The 22,542-nt window shown below is 71.3% G+C and carries 21 protein-coding genes; 7 read left to right on the top strand and 14 right to left on the bottom strand.

The genetic code is table 11. From position 1 onward, the window contains the following. Nucleotide 1 precedes the first annotated feature (1 nt). Genes FL583_RS19480 through FL583_RS19465 form a run of 4 tightly spaced genes read left to right on the top strand, consistent with a single transcriptional unit; the run spans nt 2 to nt 4,118 of the window. Nucleotides 2-910, top strand: a complete 909-nt coding sequence (locus FL583_RS19480) for a carbohydrate ABC transporter permease (RefSeq protein WP_142706114.1) — start codon at nt 2-4, stop codon at nt 908-910. A gap of 3 nt (nt 911-913) precedes the next feature. Continuing rightward, nucleotides 914-1,801, top strand: a complete 888-nt coding sequence (locus FL583_RS19475) for a carbohydrate ABC transporter permease (protein WP_142706113.1) — start codon at nt 914-916, stop codon at nt 1,799-1,801. Further along, nucleotides 1,798-3,054 carry a 6-phospho-beta-glucosidase gene (locus FL583_RS19470; RefSeq protein ID WP_142706112.1) on the top strand — a complete coding sequence of 419 codons (1,257 nt, stop codon included), beginning with the start codon at nt 1,798-1,800 and terminating at the stop codon, nt 3,052-3,054. The genes FL583_RS19475 and FL583_RS19470 overlap by 4 nt, the downstream gene beginning before the upstream one ends. Continuing rightward, entirely contained in the window at nt 3,051-4,118 is a 1,068-nt protein-coding gene (locus FL583_RS19465) for an N-acetylglucosamine kinase (RefSeq protein ID WP_240746741.1), read from the top strand. Before FL583_RS19470 ends, FL583_RS19465 begins: the two co-directional genes overlap by 4 nt. A 46-nt stretch (nt 4,119-4,164) precedes the next feature. Here FL583_RS19465 and FL583_RS19460 read toward each other — a convergent pair whose 3' ends face one another. Beyond that, complete coding sequence (locus tag FL583_RS19460; RefSeq protein ID WP_142706110.1) at nt 4,165-4,944, bottom strand: helix-turn-helix transcriptional regulator; 780 nt, start codon at nt 4,942-4,944, stop codon at nt 4,165-4,167. 167 nt (nt 4,945-5,111) lie between these two features. Between FL583_RS19460 and FL583_RS19455 the strand changes: the two genes are divergently transcribed. Both FL583_RS19455 and FL583_RS19450 read left to right on the top strand, forming a co-directional pair. Then, nucleotides 5,112-6,233: an acetamidase/formamidase family protein gene (locus FL583_RS19455; protein WP_142706109.1), complete on the top strand. Its 1,122-nt coding sequence runs from the start codon at nt 5,112-5,114 to the stop codon at nt 6,231-6,233. Then, the gene (locus FL583_RS19450; protein WP_142706108.1) at nt 6,233-6,808 is read left to right on the top strand and encodes a hypothetical protein; all 576 of its coding nucleotides are present in this window, start codon (nt 6,233-6,235) and stop codon (nt 6,806-6,808) included. Before FL583_RS19455 ends, FL583_RS19450 begins: the two co-directional genes overlap by 1 nt. 55 nt (nt 6,809-6,863) lie before the next feature. On the opposite strand, the gene FL583_RS19445 is transcribed toward FL583_RS19450, so the two are convergent. The 12 genes from FL583_RS19445 to eboE all read right to left on the bottom strand — a co-directional run bounded on the left by FL583_RS19445 (nt 6,864) and on the right by eboE (nt 20,238). Beyond that, a complete protein-coding gene (locus FL583_RS19445; protein WP_142706107.1) occupies nt 6,864-8,219 on the bottom strand; it encodes a M24 family metallopeptidase in 1,356 nt (451 codons plus the stop codon). 1 nt (nt 8,220) lies between these two features. Continuing rightward, complete coding sequence (locus tag FL583_RS19440; protein WP_142706106.1) at nt 8,221-9,081, bottom strand: NAD(P)-dependent oxidoreductase; 861 nt, start codon at nt 9,079-9,081, stop codon at nt 8,221-8,223. Further along, entirely contained in the window at nt 9,078-10,124 is a 1,047-nt protein-coding gene (locus FL583_RS19435) for a zinc-dependent alcohol dehydrogenase (RefSeq protein WP_142706105.1), read from the bottom strand. The genes FL583_RS19440 and FL583_RS19435 overlap by 4 nt, the downstream gene beginning before the upstream one ends. Next, a complete protein-coding gene (locus tag FL583_RS19430; RefSeq protein ID WP_142706104.1) occupies nt 10,121-11,089 on the bottom strand; it encodes a zinc-dependent alcohol dehydrogenase in 969 nt (322 codons plus the stop codon). The genes FL583_RS19435 and FL583_RS19430 overlap by 4 nt, the downstream gene beginning before the upstream one ends. After that, entirely contained in the window at nt 11,090-12,148 is a 1,059-nt protein-coding gene (locus FL583_RS19425) for an SDR family oxidoreductase (RefSeq protein WP_142706103.1), read from the bottom strand. Continuing rightward, complete coding sequence (locus FL583_RS19420) at nt 12,141-12,305, bottom strand: VOC family protein (RefSeq protein ID WP_142706102.1); 165 nt, start codon at nt 12,303-12,305, stop codon at nt 12,141-12,143. Before FL583_RS19420 ends, FL583_RS19425 begins: the two co-directional genes overlap by 8 nt. Next, nucleotides 12,302-13,360 (bottom strand): 2,3-butanediol dehydrogenase, encoded by a 1,059-nt coding sequence (locus FL583_RS19415; protein ID WP_142706101.1) that lies wholly within the window; start codon nt 13,358-13,360, stop codon nt 12,302-12,304. Before FL583_RS19415 ends, FL583_RS19420 begins: the two co-directional genes overlap by 4 nt. Further along, a complete protein-coding gene (locus tag FL583_RS19410) occupies nt 13,357-15,921 on the bottom strand; it encodes an ATP-binding cassette domain-containing protein (RefSeq protein WP_142706100.1) in 2,565 nt (854 codons plus the stop codon). The genes FL583_RS19415 and FL583_RS19410 overlap by 4 nt, the downstream gene beginning before the upstream one ends. A gap of 1 nt (nt 15,922) precedes the next feature. After that, nucleotides 15,923-17,026, bottom strand: a complete 1,104-nt coding sequence (locus tag FL583_RS19405; RefSeq protein WP_205752276.1) for a substrate-binding domain-containing protein — start codon at nt 17,024-17,026, stop codon at nt 15,923-15,925. Continuing rightward, nucleotides 17,023-18,003, bottom strand: coding sequence for an ABC transporter permease (locus FL583_RS19400; RefSeq protein ID WP_142706099.1), 981 nt, complete (start codon nt 18,001-18,003; stop codon nt 17,023-17,025). The genes FL583_RS19405 and FL583_RS19400 overlap by 4 nt, the downstream gene beginning before the upstream one ends. Nucleotides 18,004-18,186: 183 nt before the next feature. Continuing rightward, on the bottom strand, nt 18,187-18,930 hold the full coding sequence (locus FL583_RS19395) for a helix-turn-helix domain-containing protein (protein ID WP_142706098.1): 744 nt from the start codon (nt 18,928-18,930) through the stop codon (nt 18,187-18,189). Between the two features lie 102 nt (nt 18,931-19,032). Next, on the bottom strand, nt 19,033-20,238 hold the full coding sequence (gene eboE, locus FL583_RS19390) for a metabolite traffic protein EboE (protein ID WP_142706097.1): 1,206 nt from the start codon (nt 20,236-20,238) through the stop codon (nt 19,033-19,035). Between the two features lie 146 nt (nt 20,239-20,384). Between eboE and FL583_RS19385 the strand changes: the two genes are divergently transcribed. Further along, nucleotides 20,385-21,242, top strand: a complete 858-nt coding sequence (locus FL583_RS19385; protein WP_142706096.1) for a mycofactocin-coupled SDR family oxidoreductase — start codon at nt 20,385-20,387, stop codon at nt 21,240-21,242. Between the two features lie 44 nt (nt 21,243-21,286). On the opposite strand, the gene FL583_RS19380 is transcribed toward FL583_RS19385, so the two are convergent. Further along, entirely contained in the window at nt 21,287-22,540 is a 1,254-nt protein-coding gene (locus tag FL583_RS19380; protein WP_142706095.1) for a dihydrolipoamide acetyltransferase family protein, read from the bottom strand. Nucleotides 22,541-22,542 lie beyond the last annotated feature (2 nt).

Genomic DNA, 22,542 nt, shown 5'->3' with positions numbered 1-22,542 from the left:
GATGGCCCGCCGGCTGACGATCGTCGGCTTCCTCTCGCCGCTGCTCCTCGGCTTCGCGCTGTTCTTCGTCTATCCCCTGTGCGCGACCGTGCTGTACTCGTTCGAGCACTACGACCAGATCAACCCGGCCGAGTGGGTCGGGCTGCAGAACTGGTCGTACGTCTTCACGCAGAACGGCGACTTCTGGCCCGCGGTGCGCAACACGGTCTGGCTGGTCGTCGTCATGGTCTCGCTGCGGGTGGTCTTCGGCATCGGCGTCGGGCTGCTGGTCACCAGCGTCCGGCGCGGCCGGGGAATCTACCGGACGATCTTCTACCTGCCCTATCTGGCGCCGCCGGTGGCGTCCACCTTGGTCTTCGTGTTCCTGCTCAACCCGAACGGACCGTTGGACCGGGTGCTGCGGGCGGTAGGGCTGCCGGCGCCGTCGTGGTTCAACGACCCGGCCTGGTCGAAACCCGCGCTGGTGCTGCTGAGCCTGTGGGGCATCGGCGATCTGATGGTGATCTTCATGGCCGCGCTGCTGGACGTACCGGTCGAACAGTACGAGGCGGCGCAGCTCGACGGGGCCGGTGCGATCCGCCGGTTCCGGTACATCACGCTGCCGAACATCCAGCCGATCATCCTGTTCTCGGCGGTCACCGGGGTGATCGCGGCCCTGCAGTACTACACCCAGGCGTTCGTCGCCGGGCAGGTGGCCAGCGGGGTCGTGACCGGCGGCGGCACGGTCGTGGAGCCGGGCTATCCGAACGGGTCCACGCTCACGCTCCCGCAGCTGATCTATTCGCTCGGCTTCCAGCACTTCGACACCGGCGCGGCCAGCGTCATCGCCGTCGTGCTGTTCGTCGTCGCGATGGCCTGCACCGTCGGGCTGGTCCGCGGCAGCGGCGGCCTCGTCTCGACCCGGAGGTAGACGATGACCACGACGATGGCCCGGCCCGACCGCGTAGTGACCTCGGCACCTCCCAAGACCCAGCGTCGCGACGACGTGCTCGTGTGGATCGCCACGCACGCGGTGGCGATCGGCCTGGCCCTGCTGTTCGTCCTGCCGATCGTGTTCCTGCTCCTGACGTCGGTGATGTCGGACCGGCAGGCGCTGGACGGGAGCTTCTGGCCCACGACCTGGCAGTGGAGCAACTACGAGCACGTGTTCCGGACGCCCGGGTTCCTGGTGTGGTGGCGCAACTCGCTCGTCTATGCGGGCGTCGGGACCGCGCTGACGCTGGTGTCGAGCCTGTTCCCGGCGATCGCGCTGGCCAAGTTCCGCTTCCGCGGCGCCAACCTGACGATGTTCCTGGTGATCAGCATGATGATGCTCCCGCCCCAGGTGGTCATCGTCCCGATGTACGTCGTCTGGTCGCAGGACCTGGGCCTGTCCGGCTCGCTGTGGCCGCTGATCATCCCGCTCGCCTTCGGCGACGCGTACTCGATCTTCCTGCTCCGGCAGTTCCTGCTGACGCTCCCCGACGAGGTGCTCGACGCGGCCTCGGTGGACGGTTGCGGCGAACTGCGCAAGGTCTGGCACGTCATCGTGCCGATGGCCCGTCCGGCACTGGTCGCGGTGGGGCTGTTCCAGTTCTTCGCGCTCTGGAACGACTACTTCGGGCCGCAGATCTACGCCAGCGAGAACCCGAACGCCTGGACGCTCTCCTACGGCCTGGAGACGTTCAAGAGCGCCCACCACAGCAACTGGAACCTGACCCTGGCCGCGACCGCGCTGGTGATGCTGCCGGTGGTCGTCGTCTTCTTCTTCGCGCAGCGGGCGTTCGTCCGAGGCGTCACGCTGACGGGAGTCCGGGCATGAAGATCGTCGTGGTCGGCGGCGGTTCGACCTACACCCCCGAGCTGATCGACGGTTTCGCCCGGCTGCGGGACACGCTCGAGGTGACCGAGATCGTCCTGCTCGATCCGGACGTCCAGCGCCGGGAGCTGCTGGCCGCGATGGCCGACCGGATGCTCGACCGGGCCGGCCACCCGGCCAAGGTCGTTCCCGGTGACGACGTCGCGGCCGCCGCCGACGGTGCGACCGCGGTGCTGTTCCAGCTCCGGGTCGGTGGCCAGGCGGCCCGGGCCAGGGACGAGACCTGGCCGCTGGAGTGCGGGTGCGTCGGGCAGGAGACGACCGGGGCCGGTGGATTCGCCAAGGCGCTGCGCACGGTGCCGGTCGTGCTGGAGCTGGCCGAGCAGATCCGGGCGGTGGCGCCGGAGGCGTGGCTGGTCGACTTCACGAACCCGGTCGGGATCGTGACCAGGGCGCTGCTTCAGGAGGGGCACCGGGCGCTGGGGCTGTGCAACGTCGCGATCGGATTCCAGCGGTTCTTCGCCGAGTTGCTGGAGGTGACGCCGGAGCGGGTCTCGCTGGGTCACGTCGGGCTCAATCACCTGACCTGGGAGCGGTCGGTCCACGTCGACGGCCGGGACGTGCTGCCCGAGCTTTTTTCGAGTGACCTCGACCGACTCGCTGCGCTCGTCCGCCAGCCTCGTGAACTGATCACGCTGCTCCGGGCTCTGCCCTCGTACTACCTCCGTTACTTCTACGAGCACGACGTCGTGGTGGACGAGCAGCGGCACGCGCCGTCGCGGGCGTCGGAGGTGGCCGCGATGGAGCGTCAGTTGCTGGAGCTGTACGCGGATCCGTCCGTCGACACCAAACCGGCGCTGCTGGAGCAGCGGGGCGGGGCGTTCTACTCGGAGGCGGCGGTCGCGCTGGTCGCGTCGCTGGTCGCCGATCGGGGGGACGTCCAGGTGGTGAACGTGCGTAACGACGGCACGCTGCCGTTCCTGCCGGACGACATGACGATCGAGGTGCCGGCGGTGATCGGTGCGCACGGGGCCCGGCCGCTGCCGGTCTCGCCGGTGGAGCCGGGTCTGGCCGGGCTGGTGGCCGGGGTGGCCGGGTACGAGCAGCTCGCGCTGGACGCGGCGTTGCGGGGTGGCCGCGACCGCGTGGTGGCGGCGTTGCTGGCCCATCCGCTCGTCGGGCAGTGGGACGTGGCCAACCGGCTGGCTGATCGGTTGATCGCGGAGAATGCGGCGTACCTGGCCTGGGCCCAGTGACGGTGGTCGTCGCGCTCGACGCGGGGAACTCGAAGACCGACGCGATCGCACTCCGGGCCGATGGGAGTGTGCTGGCGACGGCCCGCGGTGGGGGGTTCCGTCCGGTGCAGGACGGGGTCGAGGTGGCGATGGCCGCGTTGGTCGACGTCATCCGGAGGGTTCTGGAGGCGGCCGGGCCGGGAGCCGGCGTGGCCGGAGCGGGGGTCGGCGTGGCCGGGCCGGGCGCTGGGGTGGCCGGGCCGGTGGCCGGGGGCGAGGGGCCGGCGGTGGCGCTGGTTGCGGCTTATCTGGCCAACGCGGACTTTCCGGTCGAGGTGGAGCGGTATCGGGGGTGGCTGGAGCGGTTGGCGCTCGGCCGGCGCACGGTGGTCGGCAACGACACGGTCGCCCTGCTGCGCAGTGGCACCGCGGGCCGGTCCGGCGTCGCGGTCATCTGCGGCGCGGGCATCAACTGCCTCGGCGTCGGGACCGACGGAACGGTCTTCCGCTTTCCCGCGCTCGGCAAGCTCAGCGGAGACTGGGGAGGCGGTGCCGGCCTGGCCCAGGAGGCGATGTTCGTCGCGGCCCGGGCCGAGGACGGTCGCGGCCCGGCGACCGCGCTGGCCCCGGCCATCGCCGCACACTTCGGCGTCGGCTCGGCCGCCGCGGTGGCCGAGGAGTTGCACTTCGAACGCATCGAACCGTCCCGTCTGCACGAACTGGCCCCGCTCCTCTTCGAGGCGGCGACGGCCGGCGACGAGGTGGCCCGAACGATCGTCGCCCGCCAGGCCGAGGAGATCGCCCTGATGGCCGGGGTCGCGCTACGCCGGCTGAACCTCACCGACCAGCCGGTGGAAGTCGTCCTCGGTGGCGGCGTTCTGGCGGCGGGGCACGAGGTGCTGCTCGACGACGTCCGGGCCCGGATCCTGGCCGTCGCGCCCCGGGCGACACTCCGGATCCCGGCCGTCTCTCCGCTGGTCGGCGCGGCGCTGCTGGCGCTGGAGGAGCTGGGCGCACCGCCGGCGGCCGGCGAACGGGTCCGGGCCACGTACGCGCAGTGGTCGTCGCCGCTGGTCCGGACGTGACCGCCCCGACGCGCCGGCCACCGCTGCCCTCGGCGTGGGCCCCGGCTCAGGGAAGCACTCGATAGCCGTTCAGGAAGGCCGACGGGGTGCAACCGAATCGCCGTCGGAAGGCCCGGGTGAACGTTCCCGGGTCCGGGAAGCCGCTCAGCGCCCCGGCGCGGGCTATCGACTCCCCGGCGTCGAGTAGTCGGCGCGCCTCGAGCAGACGCTGATCGCGGATGAAGCGCGCCGGCGAGGAGCCCGTCTCGGCGAACAGCGCCTGCAGCAGTCGCAGCGAGACGTGGTGGACCCGGGCAACGACCGCGGGGTCCAAGTCGGGATCGGTAGCGTTCTCCGCGACGAAGCGACGGATCCGTCCCATCAACGCGTCCCGGTCGGGCGTCGCCCGCGGATTGGGCAGCTCGGCTCGGACGACCTCCCACAGCGCACCGCGATGCGCGCGGACCCGTTCGCGGCGCTCGCTGACGTCGTCGAAGGCGACGATCGTCCCCGGGCCTCCGGGTAGGTCGATCGGCGTGCACGACCAGGCGATCGGGAACATGCTGCCATCGCGGCGGATGAACCACTCGTCGGCGGCCGGGGTGTACGGGAACGGGGTTCCGTGGCGCAACACCCGGCAGTCGTCGCGGGCATAGTCCGAGCCGTCGGGGTGCCGATGATGTGCGGTCTCGTGGCTGGGCAGGCCGTTGAGCGCATGCGGGTCCGACCACCCGAGCTCCGCCGCGGCGGCCAGGTTGGCGAAGGCGATCTCGCCACCGCCGTCGACCACCCACACCGGGCGAGGCAGGCGCTCGAGTATCTGCTCCGAGAGTTTCCCGAGTGCCATGTCGTATCCTCCGCATCCGGATCCTGGGCTGAGAGTCGTCGCAGCTCATTGCCGCCGTATTGGGCGCGGATGTACTCCGTGTAACTCGCTTTCCGCGGTGCGCGTATCGCCGGGCGACGAGCGCGAAATGCCTGTCCCGGCCGCTCGCCGCAGAGTTGTCTGTTCTCATGGCTGGCACAACGCACTACGTCAAGATCGACAAGAAGAAGACCCTCGCGGAGGAGCCCCACACCGGGCACAACCGCTGGCACGAGGGCATCCCGCCGATCCTCACGATCGACCCCGGGGACACGGTCGTCCTGGAGGCGCGCGACGCCTGGGACTCCCAGTTCGACAAAGACACCACCAACGACGACGTCGGCCGAGCGACGACCGACCTCGTCCATCCCCACACCGGCCCCGTCTACGTCCGTGACGCCGAGCCCGGCGACCTGCTCGAGGTCCGGATCGGCGAAACCCGGTGCGATCGGTGGGGCTACACGGTCCAGGTTCCCGGCTTCGGGTTCCTGCGCGACACGTACCAGGCGCCGCACATCACCAAGTGGGACATCGCCGACAACTGGGCCACCAGCCAGCAGATCCCCGGCGTCCGCATCCCGGGAGCGCCGTTCATGGGGTCGATCGGAGTGGCCCCCTCGACGTCCCTGCGCGAGGCCTACCTGCGCCGGGAGGCGGAACTGCTGTCTCGCGGCGGTGCGGTCAACGGTCCGCAGCCACGCGGTGCCGTCCCCGCCGATCCGGCCATCGCCGACGAGGCCCTGCGCACGATCCCGCCCCGCGAGATCGCCGGCAACATCGACATCAAGCAGCTCACCGCCGGCACCACGATGCTGATCCCGGTCGCGACCGAGGGCGCGCTGTTCTCGGTCGCCGACGCCCACTTCGCGCAGGGCGACGGCGAGGTCTGCGGCACCGCGATCGAGGTCGCCGCGACGTTCACCGCCGAGTTGCACCTGCGCAAGGGCGAGGCCGAGCGGCGCGGGGTGCAGGGCCTGCAGTTCTTCCGGGACGGCTTCATCATGGAGCCGGCCTGGCAGGCACCGAAACGCTTCTACGCCACGACCGGCCTTCCGATCCGGGCCGACGGCACGAACGAGCCCGAGGACACCAGCCTCGCCGCGGCCAACGCGCTGCACCAGATGATCGCGTACCTCGTCGACGAGTGGGGATACGACGAGCAGCAGGCCTACACCATCTGCTCGGTAGCGGTCGACCTGAAGATCTCCGAGATGGTCGACGTGCCGAACTTCGTCGTCACCGCGGTCCTCCCCCTCGACATCTTCATCTGATGGGACTCGCACCGGTCACGCTCGGCATGGTCGGGCTGGCCTTCGCGCTGTGGGGCAACGGCCTGGCCAACCTGGGAGTGGATCAGGACTCCGAGACCGCGACCAAGGCGGTCGCCGTCTCCGCCAGTCTTCTCGGTGCCGTCACGCTGTTGTTCATGGCGGCCCACCTGATCGTCGCCGCTCCGCTGGGAGCCGAGGGTCCGCCGGTCCGGCTGCAGCTGCTGTTCTCGGCGATCACCGCAATGTACGGCCTGCAGTTCCTGGCCACGACGATCGTGCAGCTCAAGGGCTACGACCCACGGCCGCTGGGCAACTTCGCGCTGCTCACCGTGCCGATTCAACTCGTCGAGATGATTCTGCTGGCCCGCTTCGCCGACGCGGCGGGGATGTCGACGACCCACATCGTGCTGCAGGAGATCGTGCTCGGTGCGTTCGCGGTGGCCGGCCTGGCGATCTGGGCCGGCACGCACGGGCGGATCGGCGGCAGAGTGGTCGGTGGTGCGATCATGGCCGCGTTCGTCGGCACGCTCTATTTCCTGTTCTTCGCCGGCGGGTTGATCTCGCCCCCCGGATAGCGGCGGCCGCGAGTCCACCGGGACCGTCCCGGTGGGCTCGCGGACCGCGGTCCGGTCAGCGTCCCGCCGTGCCGGCCTTCGTGTTCAGGTGCGACTGCGACTCCCGGGTCGTGGGCAGCGGACCGTCGACCGCGAAGTACCGCTGGCCGGCCACCAGCAGGTCCTCGGCCGGGAACTTCGTGATGACCTCACAGCCGTCGGCCGTGACCACCAGTTCCTCCTCGATCCGCGCCGCCGACCAGCCGTCGGAGGCCGGCCAGTAGGTCTCCAGCGCGAAGACCATCCCCTCCTCCAGCACCTCCGGGTGGTCGAGCGAGACCAGCCGGGAGAAGATCGGCTTCTCCCAGATCGAGAGCCCGACGCCGTGCCCGTACTGCAGCGCGAACGCGGCCTCCTCGTCGGCGAACCCGAACTCCGGCGCGGTCGGCCACACCGACACGATGTCCGCGGTCGTCGCGCCCGGTCGCACCAGCGAGATCGCGTTGTCCATGTACTCCCGGCAGCGCACGTAGGCGTCACGCAGCGCCGGGCTGGCCGAGCCGACCGCGAACGTGCGGTAGTAGCAGGTCCGGTAGCCGTTGAAGCTGTGCAGGATGTCGAAGAACGCCGGGTCGCCCGGGCGCACGATGCGGTCGGAATAGACGTGCGGGTGCGGAGCGCACCGCTCGCCGGAGATCGCGTTGACCCCTTCGACGAACTCCGACCCGAGGTCGTAGAGCGTCTTGCTGACCAGGCCGACGCACTCGTTCTCCTTCACGCCGGGGCGGAGGAACTCGTAGAGCCGGTCGTAGGCGGCGTCCACCATGGACGCGGCCTGGGTGAGCAGGCTGATCTCGTCCCGGGTCTTGATCCGGCGGGCCTCCATGAACACCTGCTGGCCGTCGACGACCTGGATGCCGGCCCGCTGCAGGGCGAACAGGATCGGCAGCTCGATGACGTCGACGCCGAGCGGCTCGCCGAGCAACCCGGCCGCCTCGAGCTCGGTCCTGATCTTGCGGGCCACCTCGTCGGCCACGCCGGTGTCGGGATGGAACGCCCCTCGCAGGGTGGAGATGCCGGCCCGCGCGCGTCCGGTCGACGCGTCGTGGTGCGGCGCGTGCGGGTCCTCGGACGACGCCGACAGCCAGGGGTTGTAGAGCTGGTGGTGCCGGGCCGCCGACCCGAAGTCCCAGATGATCGGCTCGCCGCCGCGCACCAGCAGGGAGAAGCGGATGAGCTTGTCCACCGCCCAGGTACCGATGTGCGTCGAGGTCATGTACCGGATGTTGGTGAAGTCGAACGCCAGCACGGCTCCGAGCGAGGACTGTTCCAGCTGGGCCCGCAGCTTGGCCAGCCGCGCGTCGCGCAGCCGGTCGTAGTCGATCCGCTGCTCCCAGTCGACCGCGTTGGTCCCGTAGGTGTGAATGCCCACGTCAGTTCCTCTCCGTTGAAGCGCCGGCGAACCAGCCGGCCAGCGCGGCGATGTCGCGGTCGCCGTATCCGGCGGCCACGGCGTCGCGGTGGATCTCGTGCGCGCGGCCGGTCACCGAGCCCGGGAGCCCGGCCGCGGCGTCGACGGCCAGCCCGAGATCCTTGGCCGCCGTCGCCAGGTCGAACGCGACCTCCTCGGACGGGCTCAGGTAGGCGTCGCGCTTGTAGCTCAGGTAGGTGTTCCACAGCACGCTGCCGGCCAGCACCTCGTAGAGCGCGGTCCGGTCGACGCCCTGCCGCTCGGCCGCGACGAGCACCTCGGCCAGCGCGGTGTTGAACGTGTGCAGCAGTCCGTTCACGGCGACTTTCGCCGCCGCGCCGGCCCCGACCGGTCCGACGTGGACCAGCGTCCGGCCGAACGTCCGCAGGACCGGGGTGGCCCGTTCGACGTCGGTGACCGACCCGCCGGCCATCAGGCCGAGCTCGCCGCGACCGGCGACGGCCGTGCTGCCGCTGACCGGACAGTCGACGAAGGCCACGCCGACGTCGGCGCAGCGCCGGGCCGCCCGCCGGGTCGCCAGGACCCCGCTGGTCGAGCAGTCCACGACGAGCGCACCCGGCGCCAGCACCGGCAGCAGATCGTCGAGCACCGCGTGCAGCGCGTTGCCGTCGGTGACCATCACGATCACCAGGTCCGCGGCCGGCGGCTTCGCGGCCGCGTCGATCCCGAGCTCGGCGGCGAGCGCCTCGGCGGTGCTCGCCGTGCGGTTCCAGACCGTGAGCGGGAACCCGCCCCCGGCGATCCGCCGGGCGAGCTGCGCTCCCATCCGTCCCGACCCGCACACTGCGACGAACGTGCTCACGGCGCCACCAGCAGCTTGCCGCGGGCCTCGCCCCGGGAGAGCGGGGCGAGTGCGCCCTCGATCGCGTCGTCCAGCCCGACGACCTTCTCCACCAGCAGGCTCGCCAGATCGCGCGAGGCCAGCAGGTCCAGCGCGGCCGGCAGGTTCTCGTCACACACGTGCGCCACGGTCGTGGCCACGTCGATCTCGCGCAGGATCAGGTCGACGGCCGGGAAGGTGACCGGCTTCTTGGGTAACCCGACGAGCAGCACCGTTCCACCCCGGCGGGTCAGGGATTGAACGGTCGCCATCCCGGTCGCCACGCCGCTGGCCTCGATCGTCACGTCGGCCAGGTCGCCGCCGGACAGCTCCCGCACGGCGTCGTCGGCGTCGTCGGCGTGGGCGGTGTGGGTCGCGCCCAGCTGGACCGCGGTGGCCAGCCGGTCGGGGTCGACGTCGACCGCGAGCACCGCCGCGGCACCGGCCGCGACCGCCCCGGCGATCAGGAACGACCCGATCGCTCCGGCACCGTTGACGACGACGAGGTCCCCGGACCGGATCCGGCTCCGGGATACGCCGTGCAACCCGACGGCCAGCGGCTGGGCCAGCGCCGCGTTGTCGTCGCTGACGTGGTCGGCGATCGGGTGCAGCATCCGCGACGGCACCGTGACCCGCTCGGTCAGCCCGCCGTCGGTCGACAGCCCGAACGTCCAGTAGCGGGCGCAGAGGTTGGGGCGCCCGTCCTGGCACCACCGGCAGTCCCCGCACCAGACCCCGGCGCCGGCGGCGACGCGGTCGCCGACCGCGAACGGCGAATCGGTGCCGGCGGTCACCACCTCGCCGATGAACTCGTGCCCGAGCACCACCGGCCCGTGCACGCCGGTGGCCGGGTGCGGCTTCTCCAGCGGCGTCATGATCGGACCGGCGGCGAACTCGCTGCCGTCGGTGCCGCACAGACCGGCCCGGACGATCCGCAGCGTCACCTCGTCGGAGCGCGGGGCCGGTGGCTCGGGCCGCTCCTCGAGCCGGGCGTCGCCGGCCGCGTGCAGGACCAGCGCCTTCACGAGGACGCCCCGGTGATGTGCACCTTGATGTTGCGCGGTGCGGCCTCGTAGGCCTTGGGCGCGTCGGCCAGCCCGAACGTCTCGGTGACCATCGCCGACAGGTCGAGCCCGGTCCGGGCCAGGAATCGCAGGGTCTCCGGCCAGACGCCGGGCGATCCGATCGTGCCCTGGATCCGCAGCCGCTTGGACTGGATCAGCCCGAGCTTCGCCGGCGCGCTGCCGCCGACGTCGATGCCGATGTTGACCAGCCGGGCGTCGAACCCGGCGACCTCCAGGGCGGCGGCCATCGCCGCGGGCTTGCCGGACGCCTCCATCACCACCGACGCACCCCGGCCGTCGGTCAGCGACGCGACCCGGTCGAGGAAGTCCGGGGACGTCGGGTCCACGACCTCGTCGGCCCCCAGCTGCCGGGCCAGCGCTCCCCGCTCGGCCGAGGGCTCGGCCGCGATCACCCGCGCGCCGAGCGTCGCGGCCACGGCGACGCAGCCCAGCCCGATCGGCCCGGCCCCGAACACCACCGCGGTGTCGCTGCCGTTGACGTTGCCGGCCTTCATCGCCGCGTAGTACGCGCAGCTGAACGGCTCGACCAGCGCGGCCTGGGTGTCGGTCAGCTCGTCCGGCACCCGGTGCAGCCACTCCGGACGGGCCAGGAAGTACTCGGCCGCGGCCCCGGAGATGCTGAAGCCGAAGTGGTCGTCGCCGATCACGCACTCGCCGAGCACCCGGTCGCCGGCCGCGAACCCGCGGACGTCCCGCCCGACCCCGGCGATCACGCCGGACCACTCGTGGCCCGGGATCAGCGGGTATTCGAACGGGATGATGTAGCGCCCGTCGAGCAGCTCGAAGTCCGAGTGGCAGATCCCGACCGCCCGCAGGGCGATCAGCACCTCGTCGTCGCCGGGCGTCGGTGTGGGTAAGTCGAACAGACCGAGGTCGCCGACGCCGGTGAACTGCACGGCTTTCATTCAGGCCTCCAGCGGGGGGATCACGGCCTCGGCCCGAAGGCGGTCGAAGAGGTCGAGGAACGAGCGGTGGCTGTCCTGCGCGGCGGTGAACCCGGCGGCCCGGCTCTTGGCCATGTCGGCGTGGGTCTCGACCGTGCGACCGAGGTCGCCGTCGGTGTGCCACCAGGGCGCCAGCCGGGTGACGTCGGACTCGACCAGGCCGTGGTCGTCGGCGATCTGCTTCCAGACCGGTCCCGCGTCGGCCATCTGGTCGACCAGTGGCGTCGGGTGCCCGGGGTACTCGGCCGGGGTCACGCCCAGGCCGGCCGCGACGGTCGGCCACATCTCGCGCCAGGCGAACGTGTCGCCGTTGACGATGTTGAACGCCTCGTTGCGGGCGGCCGGTGCGGTCGCGGCCCATTCGAGCTGGGCGGCGAGCAGCCGGGCGTCGGTGAGGTCGGTGGTGCCGGTGTACTGCTCGACCGAGCCCGGGAACACGAACGGACGCCCGGTCAGGCGGCAGATCGTCCCGTACACCGCGAGCGTGACGCCCATGTTCATCGCGTTGCCGAGCGCGTAGCCGATTACCGTGTGCGGACGGTGCACCGACCAGGAGTACCCCTGCCGGGCGGCCGCCTCGAACAGGATGTCTTCCTGCTCGTAGTAGAAGTTCGGGTGTTCCAGGCGGCCCTGGCTCTCCCGGTAGGGGGGCTTGGCCGGGTTCTGCGCGTAGGCCTCGAACGGGCCGAGGTAGTGCTTGAGCCCGGTCACCAGCGCGACGTGCTCCACCGCGCCGACGGCCCCGAGGACGTTACGCAGCATCGCGCCGTTCACGTCGATGTTCTCGGCCTCGGTGGGTTGCCGCGACCAGGTGCAGAAGAACACGTGAGTGGCACCGAGGCCGCTCAGCGCTGCGCGAGTGGCGTCCGCATCGAGAACGTCGGCCCGGACGTGCGGGATCCCGACCGGCGTGCTCCGGGAGACGCCGAGCACCTCCCACCCGGAGGCCAGCAGCCGGGCCGCGGTGTTGCCTCCGGTGATACCGGTGGCCCCGATGATCAGCGCTCTGCGGTCAGCCATGCCGGTTCTCCTGGAACAGTTCGAGGGTCACCCCGTTGGGGTCGGTGAAGTAGACGAACGCCGGCCGGAGGCCGAAGACGTGCTCGTACCAGGCCAGGCTCTCGTCGAGGTCGCGGACCGTGATGCCGACGTGGTGCAGATCGCGGTGGATCGTCATGGACGCACCAGCACCTTCAGGTCCTGGGAGAGCGGGTCGACGAGCGCGTCGAAGCCCTGCGGGACGACCGCGTCGAGCGAGATCCGGTTGGTGAGGACCTTCTCGACCGGGTAGCGGCCGGTCGCGGCCAGGCGGATGATCCGCGGCCAGTCGGTGAGCCGGTAGCACCAGCTGCCGAACAGCGACAGGTCCTTCTCGGCCAGCGCCATCGCGTCGAGCGTCGCGGGCTTGGTGTGCAGGCCGGTCTGGACGACCCGCCCGGCCCGGCGCACCGCGGTGATCTGGGTGCCGAGGCCGGGGGTGGTGCCGGAGCACTCGACGCCCACGTCGACGCCGGCGCCGTCGGTCAGGTCGGCCAGCTCCTCGGCGAACGTCGACGCGGTGGGGTCGAGGACCGGGCCGACGTCGAGGCCGCGGGCGAGCTTGGCCCGGTTGGGGTTGGGCTCGGCGATGATGACCAGCCCGGCGCCGACCGCGTTCGCGTACAGGGCCGAGAGCCCGCCGACCGGCCCGGCCCCGGTGACCAGCACGATGTCCCCACCGTCGACGCCCGCCCGGTCGACGCCGTAGGCCGCCACCGCGGCGGGCTCGATCAGCGCGCCGGCCTCGTCCGACAGAGCATCCGGGAGCTTCGCGACCTGGTACTCCTTCAGGACCGCGAAGCGGGACAGGCCTCCGGTCTCGGCCGACAGCCCGGTGCAGGCGAACCGCTCGCAGAGGTGGCCCATCCCCCGGCGGCACATCCGGCACCGGTTGCAGACGATCGCCGGCATGATCGCGACCCGGTCGCCGACGGCGACGTCGGTCACCTCTGGCCCGGCCTCCACCACCCGCGCGGAGAACTCGTGGCCGAGCACCTGGGGCAGGGTCGCGCCGGTCAGCGGGTGCGGCGCCACCGGCGTGACGATCGGCCCGTCGGTGTATTCGTGCAGGTCCGTGCCGCAGATGCCGCACCAGGCGACCTCGACGAGCACCTCGTCGGGGGCGTGCGTGACCGGCTCCGGGACGTCTTCGACCCGGATGTCGCGGGCGGCGTGGAACACCGCAGCTTTCATGGTTGTAGCCCTTCAGGAGCGGCGGACAGGCCTCCACCGGCCGCCGAGTTCCCGGCGGCGCGGCTGCGACGGCGGGCCGGACGACCGGCCTGGCTGTAGACCGCGGCGGCGGCCAGCACCAGCAGGCCCTGGAAGAAGTACTGCCAGGACTGACTGAGGTCGAGGAAGATCGTCGCGTTGAGTATCTGCTGGATCAGCGCCGCGCCGAGCAACGCGCCGACGAACGATCCCCGCCCGCCCAGCAGGCTGGCGCCGCCCAGCACGACGGCGGTCACGCTGGTCAACGTGTAGTTGACGCCCTGGGCCGGGTCGCCGACGCCGATCTGGGCCATCAGCAGGATCGCGCCGAAGAACGTCAGCGCGCCCGAGACGACGTAGGCGAGGACGACGGTCCGGGTCACCCGGATGCCGAGCCGGTGAGCGGACTCCTCGTTCGACCCGGTGGCCCGCAGGTGCAGCCCCCAGCGGGTCCGCCGCAGCGCGAACTCGAGCGCCACGGCGACGACGACCAGCGCCAGGAACGTCACCGGGATCGGGCCGAGCCCCTGGCCGAGCGCGTCGGACACCGAACCGCTGATGTAGCCGCCTTGGAACGGGCGCAGCAGCAGCGAGAACCCCTGCAGCGCGATGTACAGCGCCAGTGTGGCGGCCACCGGCGTGAACCCGGCGAACCGCACCAGCACGCCCGCGACCAGCCCCGACGCCAGCGCGGCCAGCAGCATCAGCACCAGGCCGAGGACCATCGTCCCGGCCGATTTCCCGTCGTTGACGAAGAACGACGAGATCACGACCAGGAACCCGGCCAGCGGCCCGACCGACAGGTCGATGCCGCCGGTCATCACCACGACCAGCTGGCCCATCGCGATGAAGCCGAGCGCGGCCAGCAGCAGGAGCACCGAGGCGATGTTGAACTGGGAGAAGTACCGGTCGCTGCGGGTGCTGGTGTACAGCGCCAGCAGCGCGATGACCAGCGCGAGGATCACCGGCGGCCCGTAGTCGCCGACCACGAACCGCCGGATCGGCGCCGGGATCCGGCTGGTGGTGCCGGGCCTCTCCTCGACCCGGTGCGTCGTCGAGGTGACGATCGCGCCGGTCATCCGCTCCTCGGTGACCTCGTCGCCGGTCAGCTCGGTGAGCAGGTGTCCGCGGGAGAGCACGAGCACGCGGTCGCAGAGCCCCTCGAGCTCCTTGCCGTCGGACGAGACCACCAGCACCGGGACGCCGCTCTCGGCGACATCGCGCAGGATCCGGTAGATCTCGGCCCGGGCGCCGACGTCGACGCCCTGGGTGGGTTCGTCGGCCAGCACCAGCGCGGGCTCGCTGAGCAGGGCGCGGGCCAGCGCGACCTTCTGCTGGTTGCCGCCGGACAGGGCCGAGACCGGGGCCTCGGCCGACGGCGTCCGGATGTCGAGGTCCCGGCTCTGCTCGGCGACGGCCGTCCGCTCGGCCGAGCCGGAGACCAGGCCGTTGCGGACGAAGCGTCGCAGCGCCCCGATCGCGGCGTTCTCCCGCACCGACAGCCGCATGAGCAGACCCTCGCCGTGCCGGTCGGCGGGCAGGTACGCGACTCCGGTTCTGCGGGCCGCGACCGGGTCACCCAGCGGGACGTCACTGTTGATCAGCCGGGCGGTGCCGTGAGCCGGCAGCAGGCCGGCCAGCGCGCGCAGCACCTCGGCCTGCCCGTTGCCGACGATCCCGGCCAGCCCGACGATCTCGCCCGGCCGCACGGTGAACGAGACGTCGTCGAAGCCCGGGCCGGCCAGCCGCTCCACCGTCAGTACCGGTGACGCGTCGGGGCGGTAGGCGCGCTTGGGCGGGAACGTCGACTCGACCGCGCGCCCGACGATCATCCGGAGGATCTCGTCGTCGGTGATGTCGTCGACCCGTTCCGAGCCTTGCACCGTGCCGTCCCGCAGCACCGTGACCCGGTCGGCCAGCTGCCGGACCTCGGCCAGCCGGTGGGTGATGTAGACGACCGCCGTGCCCACCTCGGCCGCCCGTCTGACCTCGGCGAACAGCACCTCGACGGCGTCGGCGCCGAGCGCGGCGGTCGGCTCGTCGAGGATGAGGACCCGCGGTTCGAGCGCCAGCGCCTTGGCCAGCTCGAGCAGCTGCCGGTCGGCGACGCCGAGCGTCTCGACGCGGACCTTGAGGTCGGCCGTGCAGCCGACGCGGTCGAGCAACGCCTGCATCCAGCGCTCGCCGTGGCGGTGCTGCTTCGGTACCGCGATCAGCATGTTCTCGGCGACGGTCAGGTCCGGCAGCACCGCCGGGTGCTGGTGGACGATCGCGATGCCGGCCGCCGTGGCGACGGCCGGCGTGTACTGCGCGACGGGCTCGCCGTCGATGACGATCTCGCCGCCCTCGTCGGGCACGGTCGAGCCCGACGCGATGCCCATCAGCGTCGACTTGCCCGCGCCGTTCTCGCCGAGAAGCGCGTGCACCTCGCCGGAGGTCAGCCGCAGGTCGACGCCTTGCAAGGCGCGGACGCCGGCATAGTGCTTGCTGATACCGGCGAGCCGCAGCGGTTCGGTGGTCACCTGTGTGGTCGCGGTCGTCATCTCAGCCCTTCAGAGCAGCCTGCTGCTGAGTGGGGGTCAGCTTGCTGGAGAGGAACGCGTCACCGGGCAGCGACGGGTCGCACTTGACCTGGTTCGGCTGGCCGGTGAGCGAGTCCTCGAACGCCTCCTGCGGCGCGGTCATGTTCGTCGGGATCACGCCGCCGGTCGCCTTGGCCACGGCGACGTCCACCGCGAGGCGGGACATCCAGTTCTGCGACGAGACCGTGAACAGCCCCCAGCCGGAGCCGGCGCTCTTGGCCTTCTGGAACTCGCAGCCGAGCAGGTTGGCGTCCTCGGTGGCGATCGGCGGGATCTTCCGCCCGGCCTGCTGGAACGCGGAGAACGAGCTGGCCAGCGCGTTGCCGTAGTCGGTCGTGATCGCGTCGATCTTCGGGTACTTGGCCAGCAGCGCGGTGACGACCTTCTGCGTCTCGGCCGGGTCCCAGTTCGTCACGTTGTACGGCGTCTGGCCGACGAACTTGATGTTCGGGTGGTCCTTCAGGACGCTCATCATGCCGGTGTACTCGTCCTGGCTCTGCGAGTTGGCCGGCGGTCCACCCAGGTTGACGACGTTGCCGCCGTTCGGGAGGGCCTTGACCAGCCAGTTCGCCCAGAGGACGCCAGCTTCTTTGAAGTCGGTGTCGACGAAGTAGTCGTAGTCCTTGCCGGCCTCACCGCCGGGGCTCACCCGGTACGGGACCGTGACGACGCCGGCCTTGTAGGCCGACCGCAGCGCCGGGAGCATCGCCTTGCCGGCGTCGGGGAAGACGACCATCGCGTCCACGCCCTTGGCCGTGAAGCCCTGGATGTCAGAGATCGCCTTCTGCGTGTTGCCCTGCCCGTCCGCGTAGAGGTAGGAGGTGACGCTCGGGCACTTCGACACCTCGTCCTGGGCCTCGGCCCGGGTGACCTGGCGCCAGGCGTTGCCGCCGAAGCCGTCGGCCAGCGCGAGCGTGATCTTCTTGCTGCCGCACCAGGTCGGGACGCTGCTGTTGAGCGGCTTGCCCTCGGCGGTGTCGGACTTGGAGTCTCCGGTGGCCGAGCCACAGGCGGCGAGGCCGAGCACGAGAGCGGCGGCGATCACCGGGGCTAATTTCAGTCTCACGGGTGGGCCCTTCTCATCATCGAGTGTCGGAATGCCACGACCCGCCCCCAGTCGACGCTGTAGACGGCGACGCCTACCGCGAGCGCGAACGCTTCGACCAGGCTGCGGACGGCGCTGTTCACCCCGGAGGTGAGCAGCACCTGGGAGAGCTGGCTGAGGAACAGCGCCGCGACGGCGCTGGCCACGACGTTGCCGCGGCCGCCGAGCAGCGAGGTGCCGCCGAGCACGACCGCGGCGACCGAGGGCAGCAGGTACGAGTTGCCCTGGAACGCGCTGGGGGCCGAGACGATGCCGGCCAGCAGGACGCCGGCCGCGCAGTACAGCACCGCGGCCGCGACGTAGGCGCCGAGCACGTGCCGGTTCACCGGGAGCCCGAGCGCCCGGGCGGCCCGGTTGCTGGAGCCGATCGCCTCGAATCGGCGCCCGGCCGCGGTGTACTTCACGATCACGCCCACCACCGCGGTCACGACGACGGTCAGCACGACCGTCATCGGGACGCCGAGCGGCCGGAGCGTCGCGAAGTCGCGCAGCGCCGCGGTCGTGCTGGTCGGCGTGCCGCCCGAGACCGCCAGCACCGCGCCGAACAGCAGCGCGTTCATGCCCAGCGTGGCGACGATCGAGGTGACGCCGACCCGGCTGACCAGCAGGCCGCTGGCCAGGCCGGCGACGGCCGAGACGACGAACGCGACCAGGATCCAGGGCGCCAGGCGGGCGCTGTCGCCGTCCGGATAGTGGGTGACGAGCACGACGGTCAGCGAGAGGAAGCCCGGCACCGAGAGGTCGATGCCACCCTGCTGGATCACGAGCGTCTGCCCGACCGCGACGATCGCGGCCACCGCGGCGAACGGCAGCATGCCCAGCACCGACGACGAGCTCAGGCTCTCGGGTTGTAAGACCAGGCTGACCAGGAACAGCAGCACGGTGGCGGCCAGAATCGGGGTGGCCGAGCCGAGCTTGGAAGTCAACGGCTGAGACATCGATCAACGCTCCGTTGCGGTCTCTGTTTGGTGAAACTGAACACCGGACGAGAGATGCTGTCAATGGTGGTGAACGACTTTGTTTCCGAAGTGAAAACTGGCAGCGCGAGGAGCCACCGGTCGAGCGACGAGCGGTGGGTACGAGGCGGTCAGCGGCCGGCGATCAAGCGGGGGTGAACGCGTTCAGTGCTGCCGGAACGACTCCAGGACCTGCACCGCGGAGGTGAAGGCGGTCGGCGCTTCGGGAACGGCGGCGCCCATGAGGGTGCGCAGCGGTTGCTGCGTCGCGATGGTCTCCTTGCGCAGGACGTACCAGATGCCCCGCGCCGCCACCGGGCCCGCGTTGTAGAACAGGTGCGGCTCGGCCGAATCGAACTCGAGCGAGTCCCCGGCCCCCAGCACGTGGGTGTCGAACCCGAGCTGCAGGGTGAGCTCGCCCTCGAGCAGGTACGCGAACTCGATGTCGTTGTGCGTCATGAGCTTGCCCGTGGACGACGACGAACCGCCCGGCTCGTACGTCACCAGCAACGCGTCGACGTCGCTGGGGCCGCGGGTCAGCCGCTCCCACGTCACGCCGGAGTCCATGTGCAGGACCCGGCGTTCGCGCGGGCGGATGATCGGCCCGCTCGCGCCGTCCGGCGTGGCCTCGACCGCGACCGCCGCCTCGGTGCCGGTGGCCGCGGCCGCGGTCGCCGCCGTGACGCCGGCGCGATCCGCCGCCGCCTCGCTCGGCTCCAGCAGCGAGTCCAGCGACAACTCGAGTTCGGCCACCAGGGCGTACAGCGTCGAGACCGACGGGTCGCTGTGCCCGTTCTCGATCTGGGAGAGCAGGCTCGCGGACACGCCGACCCGGCGGGCGAGCTCGCGCAGGCTCAGCCCCCGGTTCTTGCGCGCGGCGCGGAGGAGCCCCCGTGCGTTCGGGTCCATCACCGCTCAGTCTCCCCGCCCGTCGACGAACCGTGAACACCTGGTGTTCGGTGGTGAACTGTACATCGAAACTGAACGGCCGCCCGAGGGCGGCGTTCAGGATCACACCGCTCCGTCGCCGAGGACGAGGCCCCGGACGAAATCGAGTTCGCGTCGGACGTAGTCGTCGATTCCGCCGTGCTTGAGCCCCGGCGGAAGGACGTCCCAGGTGTAGGTCTCGATCTCCAGGTGCTCCGAGAGCGGCGTCTCCCGGTGCATCCGGAAGGCCTCCTCGACGGCGAAGCGAGTCGTGCGGAACGGTCCCAGGTCGTCGAGGAAGACCGGCACGTGGAAGTGCGTCCGCAGTTCGCGGTCGCCGGGGTCTTTCTCCCAGGCGTAGAGCGCGTCCTCGAGGTCGAGATAGCGGGTGGTGCGGCCGTCCCGCCGTTCGACGGTCTGGCTGAGGTAGATCGTGTCGGTGAACGCCCGGGCCGCCTCGACCGCCTCGGCGGTCACCCGGGAGATCCACAGCGCGGCGGCGGCCTGCAGTTTGAAGATCGGGATCCCGGCCGCGACCAGCTTCCGGAGCGAGTCCGGGATGTCCTCGAAACCGACGGCCTGGTGGCCGATGTCGAAGACGACGCCGACGTGCCTGCGCAGTGCGCCGATCGCCTCGGACACCGGTATCCCGGCGAGCCGCGCCAGTTCGGGAGCGGCCGGGTACAGCCGCTCGGTGAAGTACGTGACGGTCTCGTCGGTGGTCTCGAGATAGCAGTGCGGTTCGGGCTCGATCGCCAGCGTCACCCGGCGTCCGGTACGCCGCTCCAGCCCGACGAGGTGAGCGACGACCCGTAACACCTGGCGGGTGCAGGCGTCGACGTAGGCCTCGCCGGTGACGTTCGGGCGGTAGGCCAGCGGAGCGGTCTGGATGCTCGGGTGGACGGACGGCGGGCTGATCTCGGCCAGGATGTCGGCGACGCCCATCGTGTAGCGCGCGCGGTCGTCGGTGGTCCAGTCGGGCTCGTACACGCGCTCCTTCACCGGCCCGCCCTTGAACGGGCCGTACGGGAACGCGTTGACCGTGTAGACGTACAGGTCGTTCGCGTCGAGGTAGCTCTTGAGCCGGCCGCGTTCGCGCGGGTCGCCGATCAGGGTCCCGACCGAGGCGGCCGACAGCCGGAGCGAGACCGCGAACGGCTGGTCCGGGCTCACCGCCGCCTTGACCGCCGGGACGTGGGTCCGGAGGCTCGCGTCCATCTCGGCCCAGGTGTCTCCGGCGTGCACGAGGGTCGAGTAGCTCAGGTGGCCGCGCCCGGCCCCGAGGTCCATCAGCGTTTCCTGGATGAAGTCATCTGCACACTCCGTCGGGTCAGATGTGTAGTCGGTACTCAATCGTTCAGTGTGGCTGTTGTCAAGCGGGTCACTGTGGTCAGATCGTTAGTGAGAGTGAACATCGCGACGATGCGGAGGACTCGATGACCGATTTGACCGGACAGGTGGCCCTGGTGACCGGAGCCGCACGGGGACAGGGGCGGGCGCACGCGCTCGCGTTAGCGGCCGCCGGTGCCGACGTCGTGGTCGTCGACGTCTGCCACGACCTCGAGCTGGCGCCCTACCCGCTGAGCCGTCCCGCGGACCTGGCGGAGACCGCCGAGGCGGTCGAGGCGCTCGACCGCCGGGTGGTGACCGTCGAGGCCGACGTCCGCTCCCAGGCCGATCTCGACGGCGCCGTGCAGCAGGCGCTCGCCGAGTTCGGGCGGCTCGACGTCCTGGTGGCCAACGCCGGCATCTGGGCTCTCGGAGCGCTCTGGGAGCTCACCGAGAACCAGTGGAACGACATGATCGACGTCAATCTCAGCGGAGCGTGGCGATCGATCAAGGCCGTCGCGCCGACGATGATCGCGCAGGGCAGCGGTTCGATCGTGGTGACCTCCTCGGTGAACGGCCTCGAGCCCGGTGCGGGCATGGGGCACTACGTCGCGGCCAAACACGGCGTGATCGGCCTGGTGAGAAACGCGGCGATCGAGCTCGGACCCCACAACGTGCGCTGCAACGCGGTATGTCCGGGCATCGTCGACACGAAGATGAACGACTGGCCCGGCTCGTACGACTTCATCGCCGGGGGCACCGGCGGCATGCCCGAGGACCGCGAGCGCAACGCGTACCACTGGTCGGTGCTGGCCGGCCGGGGGCTGCTGGACCCGGCCTCGATCAGCCCGGCCGTGGTGTTCCTGGCCTCCGACGCGGCCCGCGACATCACCGGCGTCGCGCTCCCGGTGGACGGCGGTCACGGCGTCCTGCCCGGCCACAACCCCTCCCCCGTCCGTCCGTAGCGTCTTGTGGTGGCCCTTCGCGCGGAGGGCCACCACAAGATGCGTCAGGTGAGTAGCCGGAGCGGTTCCTCGATCGCCTCGACCAGGGCGGCCATCCACTGCGCGGCCAGCGCGCCGTCGATCGCGCGGTGATCGACGCTCAGGACCAGCGGCAGCAGCGTCGCCACGGCGAGCTCCCCGTCGACGACGGCCGGACCGGGTGCGCCGGCGCCGACCGCGAGGATCGCCGACTGGGGCGGGTTGATGATCGCCGAGAACTCCTCGACGCCGTACATCCCGAGGTTGCTGATCGAGATCACCCCGCCGTCGAGGTCGTGCTGCCGCAGGCGTCCGGCGTCCGCGTCGGCCGCGTACTGCTTGACCTGGCCGGCGACGGCACTGGGCGCGAGGGCCTCGACCCCTCGCACCACCGGGGTGACGAGCCCGCGCTCGCTCGCGATCGCGACCGAGACGTCGACGGTGGCGTACCGGTGGAGGCTGTCCTCGGTGTAGACGACGTTGGCGTCGGGGACGTGCCGGTAGGCCCGGCCGACGGCCAGGATCAGCAGGTCGTTGACCGAGATCCTCTGCGACGAGACCGCGTTGAGCTGCGCGCGCAGGGCCAGCAGCGAGTCCAGCCGGGCGGTTCGCTTCACGTAGAAGTGCGGGATCGTCTGCTTGCTGGCGGTCAGCCGCGACGCCACCGCCCGCCGGAGCCGGGTGTGCGGAATCTCCTCGTATCCCCCGTTCGTCGCGGCCGGCCCCGCGGTGGTCTCCGCGGGTGGGGCCGGATCGGGGGCGGACCGCTCCCGGTCGAGGAACTCGGCGACGTCACGGCGGAGGATGCGGCCGTTCGGGCCGGTGCCGGACACGGCCTCGGGACCGTGGCCGGCGTCGGCCAGCATCCGCCGCGCGAGCGGCGTGATGAAGATCCGCCCCCGGCCGCCGGCATCCGCGGTGACGGCCTCCGGGGCGGGTTCGGGGGCGGTCTCGGGCTCGGGGGCGGCCGGGCGGGAGGTCGGCGCGGGAGCGCCGACGCCCAGCCCGGCGAGCAGGTCGGCGACGTCGGCGTCCTTCTCGGCGTCGTCACCGATCAACGCCATCGGGGCCCCGACCTCGACCGAGGCTCCGGACGCCACGAGCGTCTTGAGCAGGACCGCGTCGGCGTCGGCCGGCACGTCGACGACCGCCTTCTCGGTCTCGATCGTCACCAGCGGCTGGCCCGCACTGACGGACGCCTGCTCGGCGACGAGCCAGTCGGCGACGATCACCTCCGTCGCGCCGGCCGCGACCTCGGGGACGCGCAGCAGCTTGGCCATCT

The organism is Cryptosporangium phraense (assembly GCF_006912135.1).
Taxonomy (GTDB): domain Bacteria; phylum Actinomycetota; class Actinomycetes; order Mycobacteriales; family Cryptosporangiaceae; genus Cryptosporangium; species Cryptosporangium phraense.
This window is presented reverse-complemented; position numbering and strand designations above follow the sequence as displayed.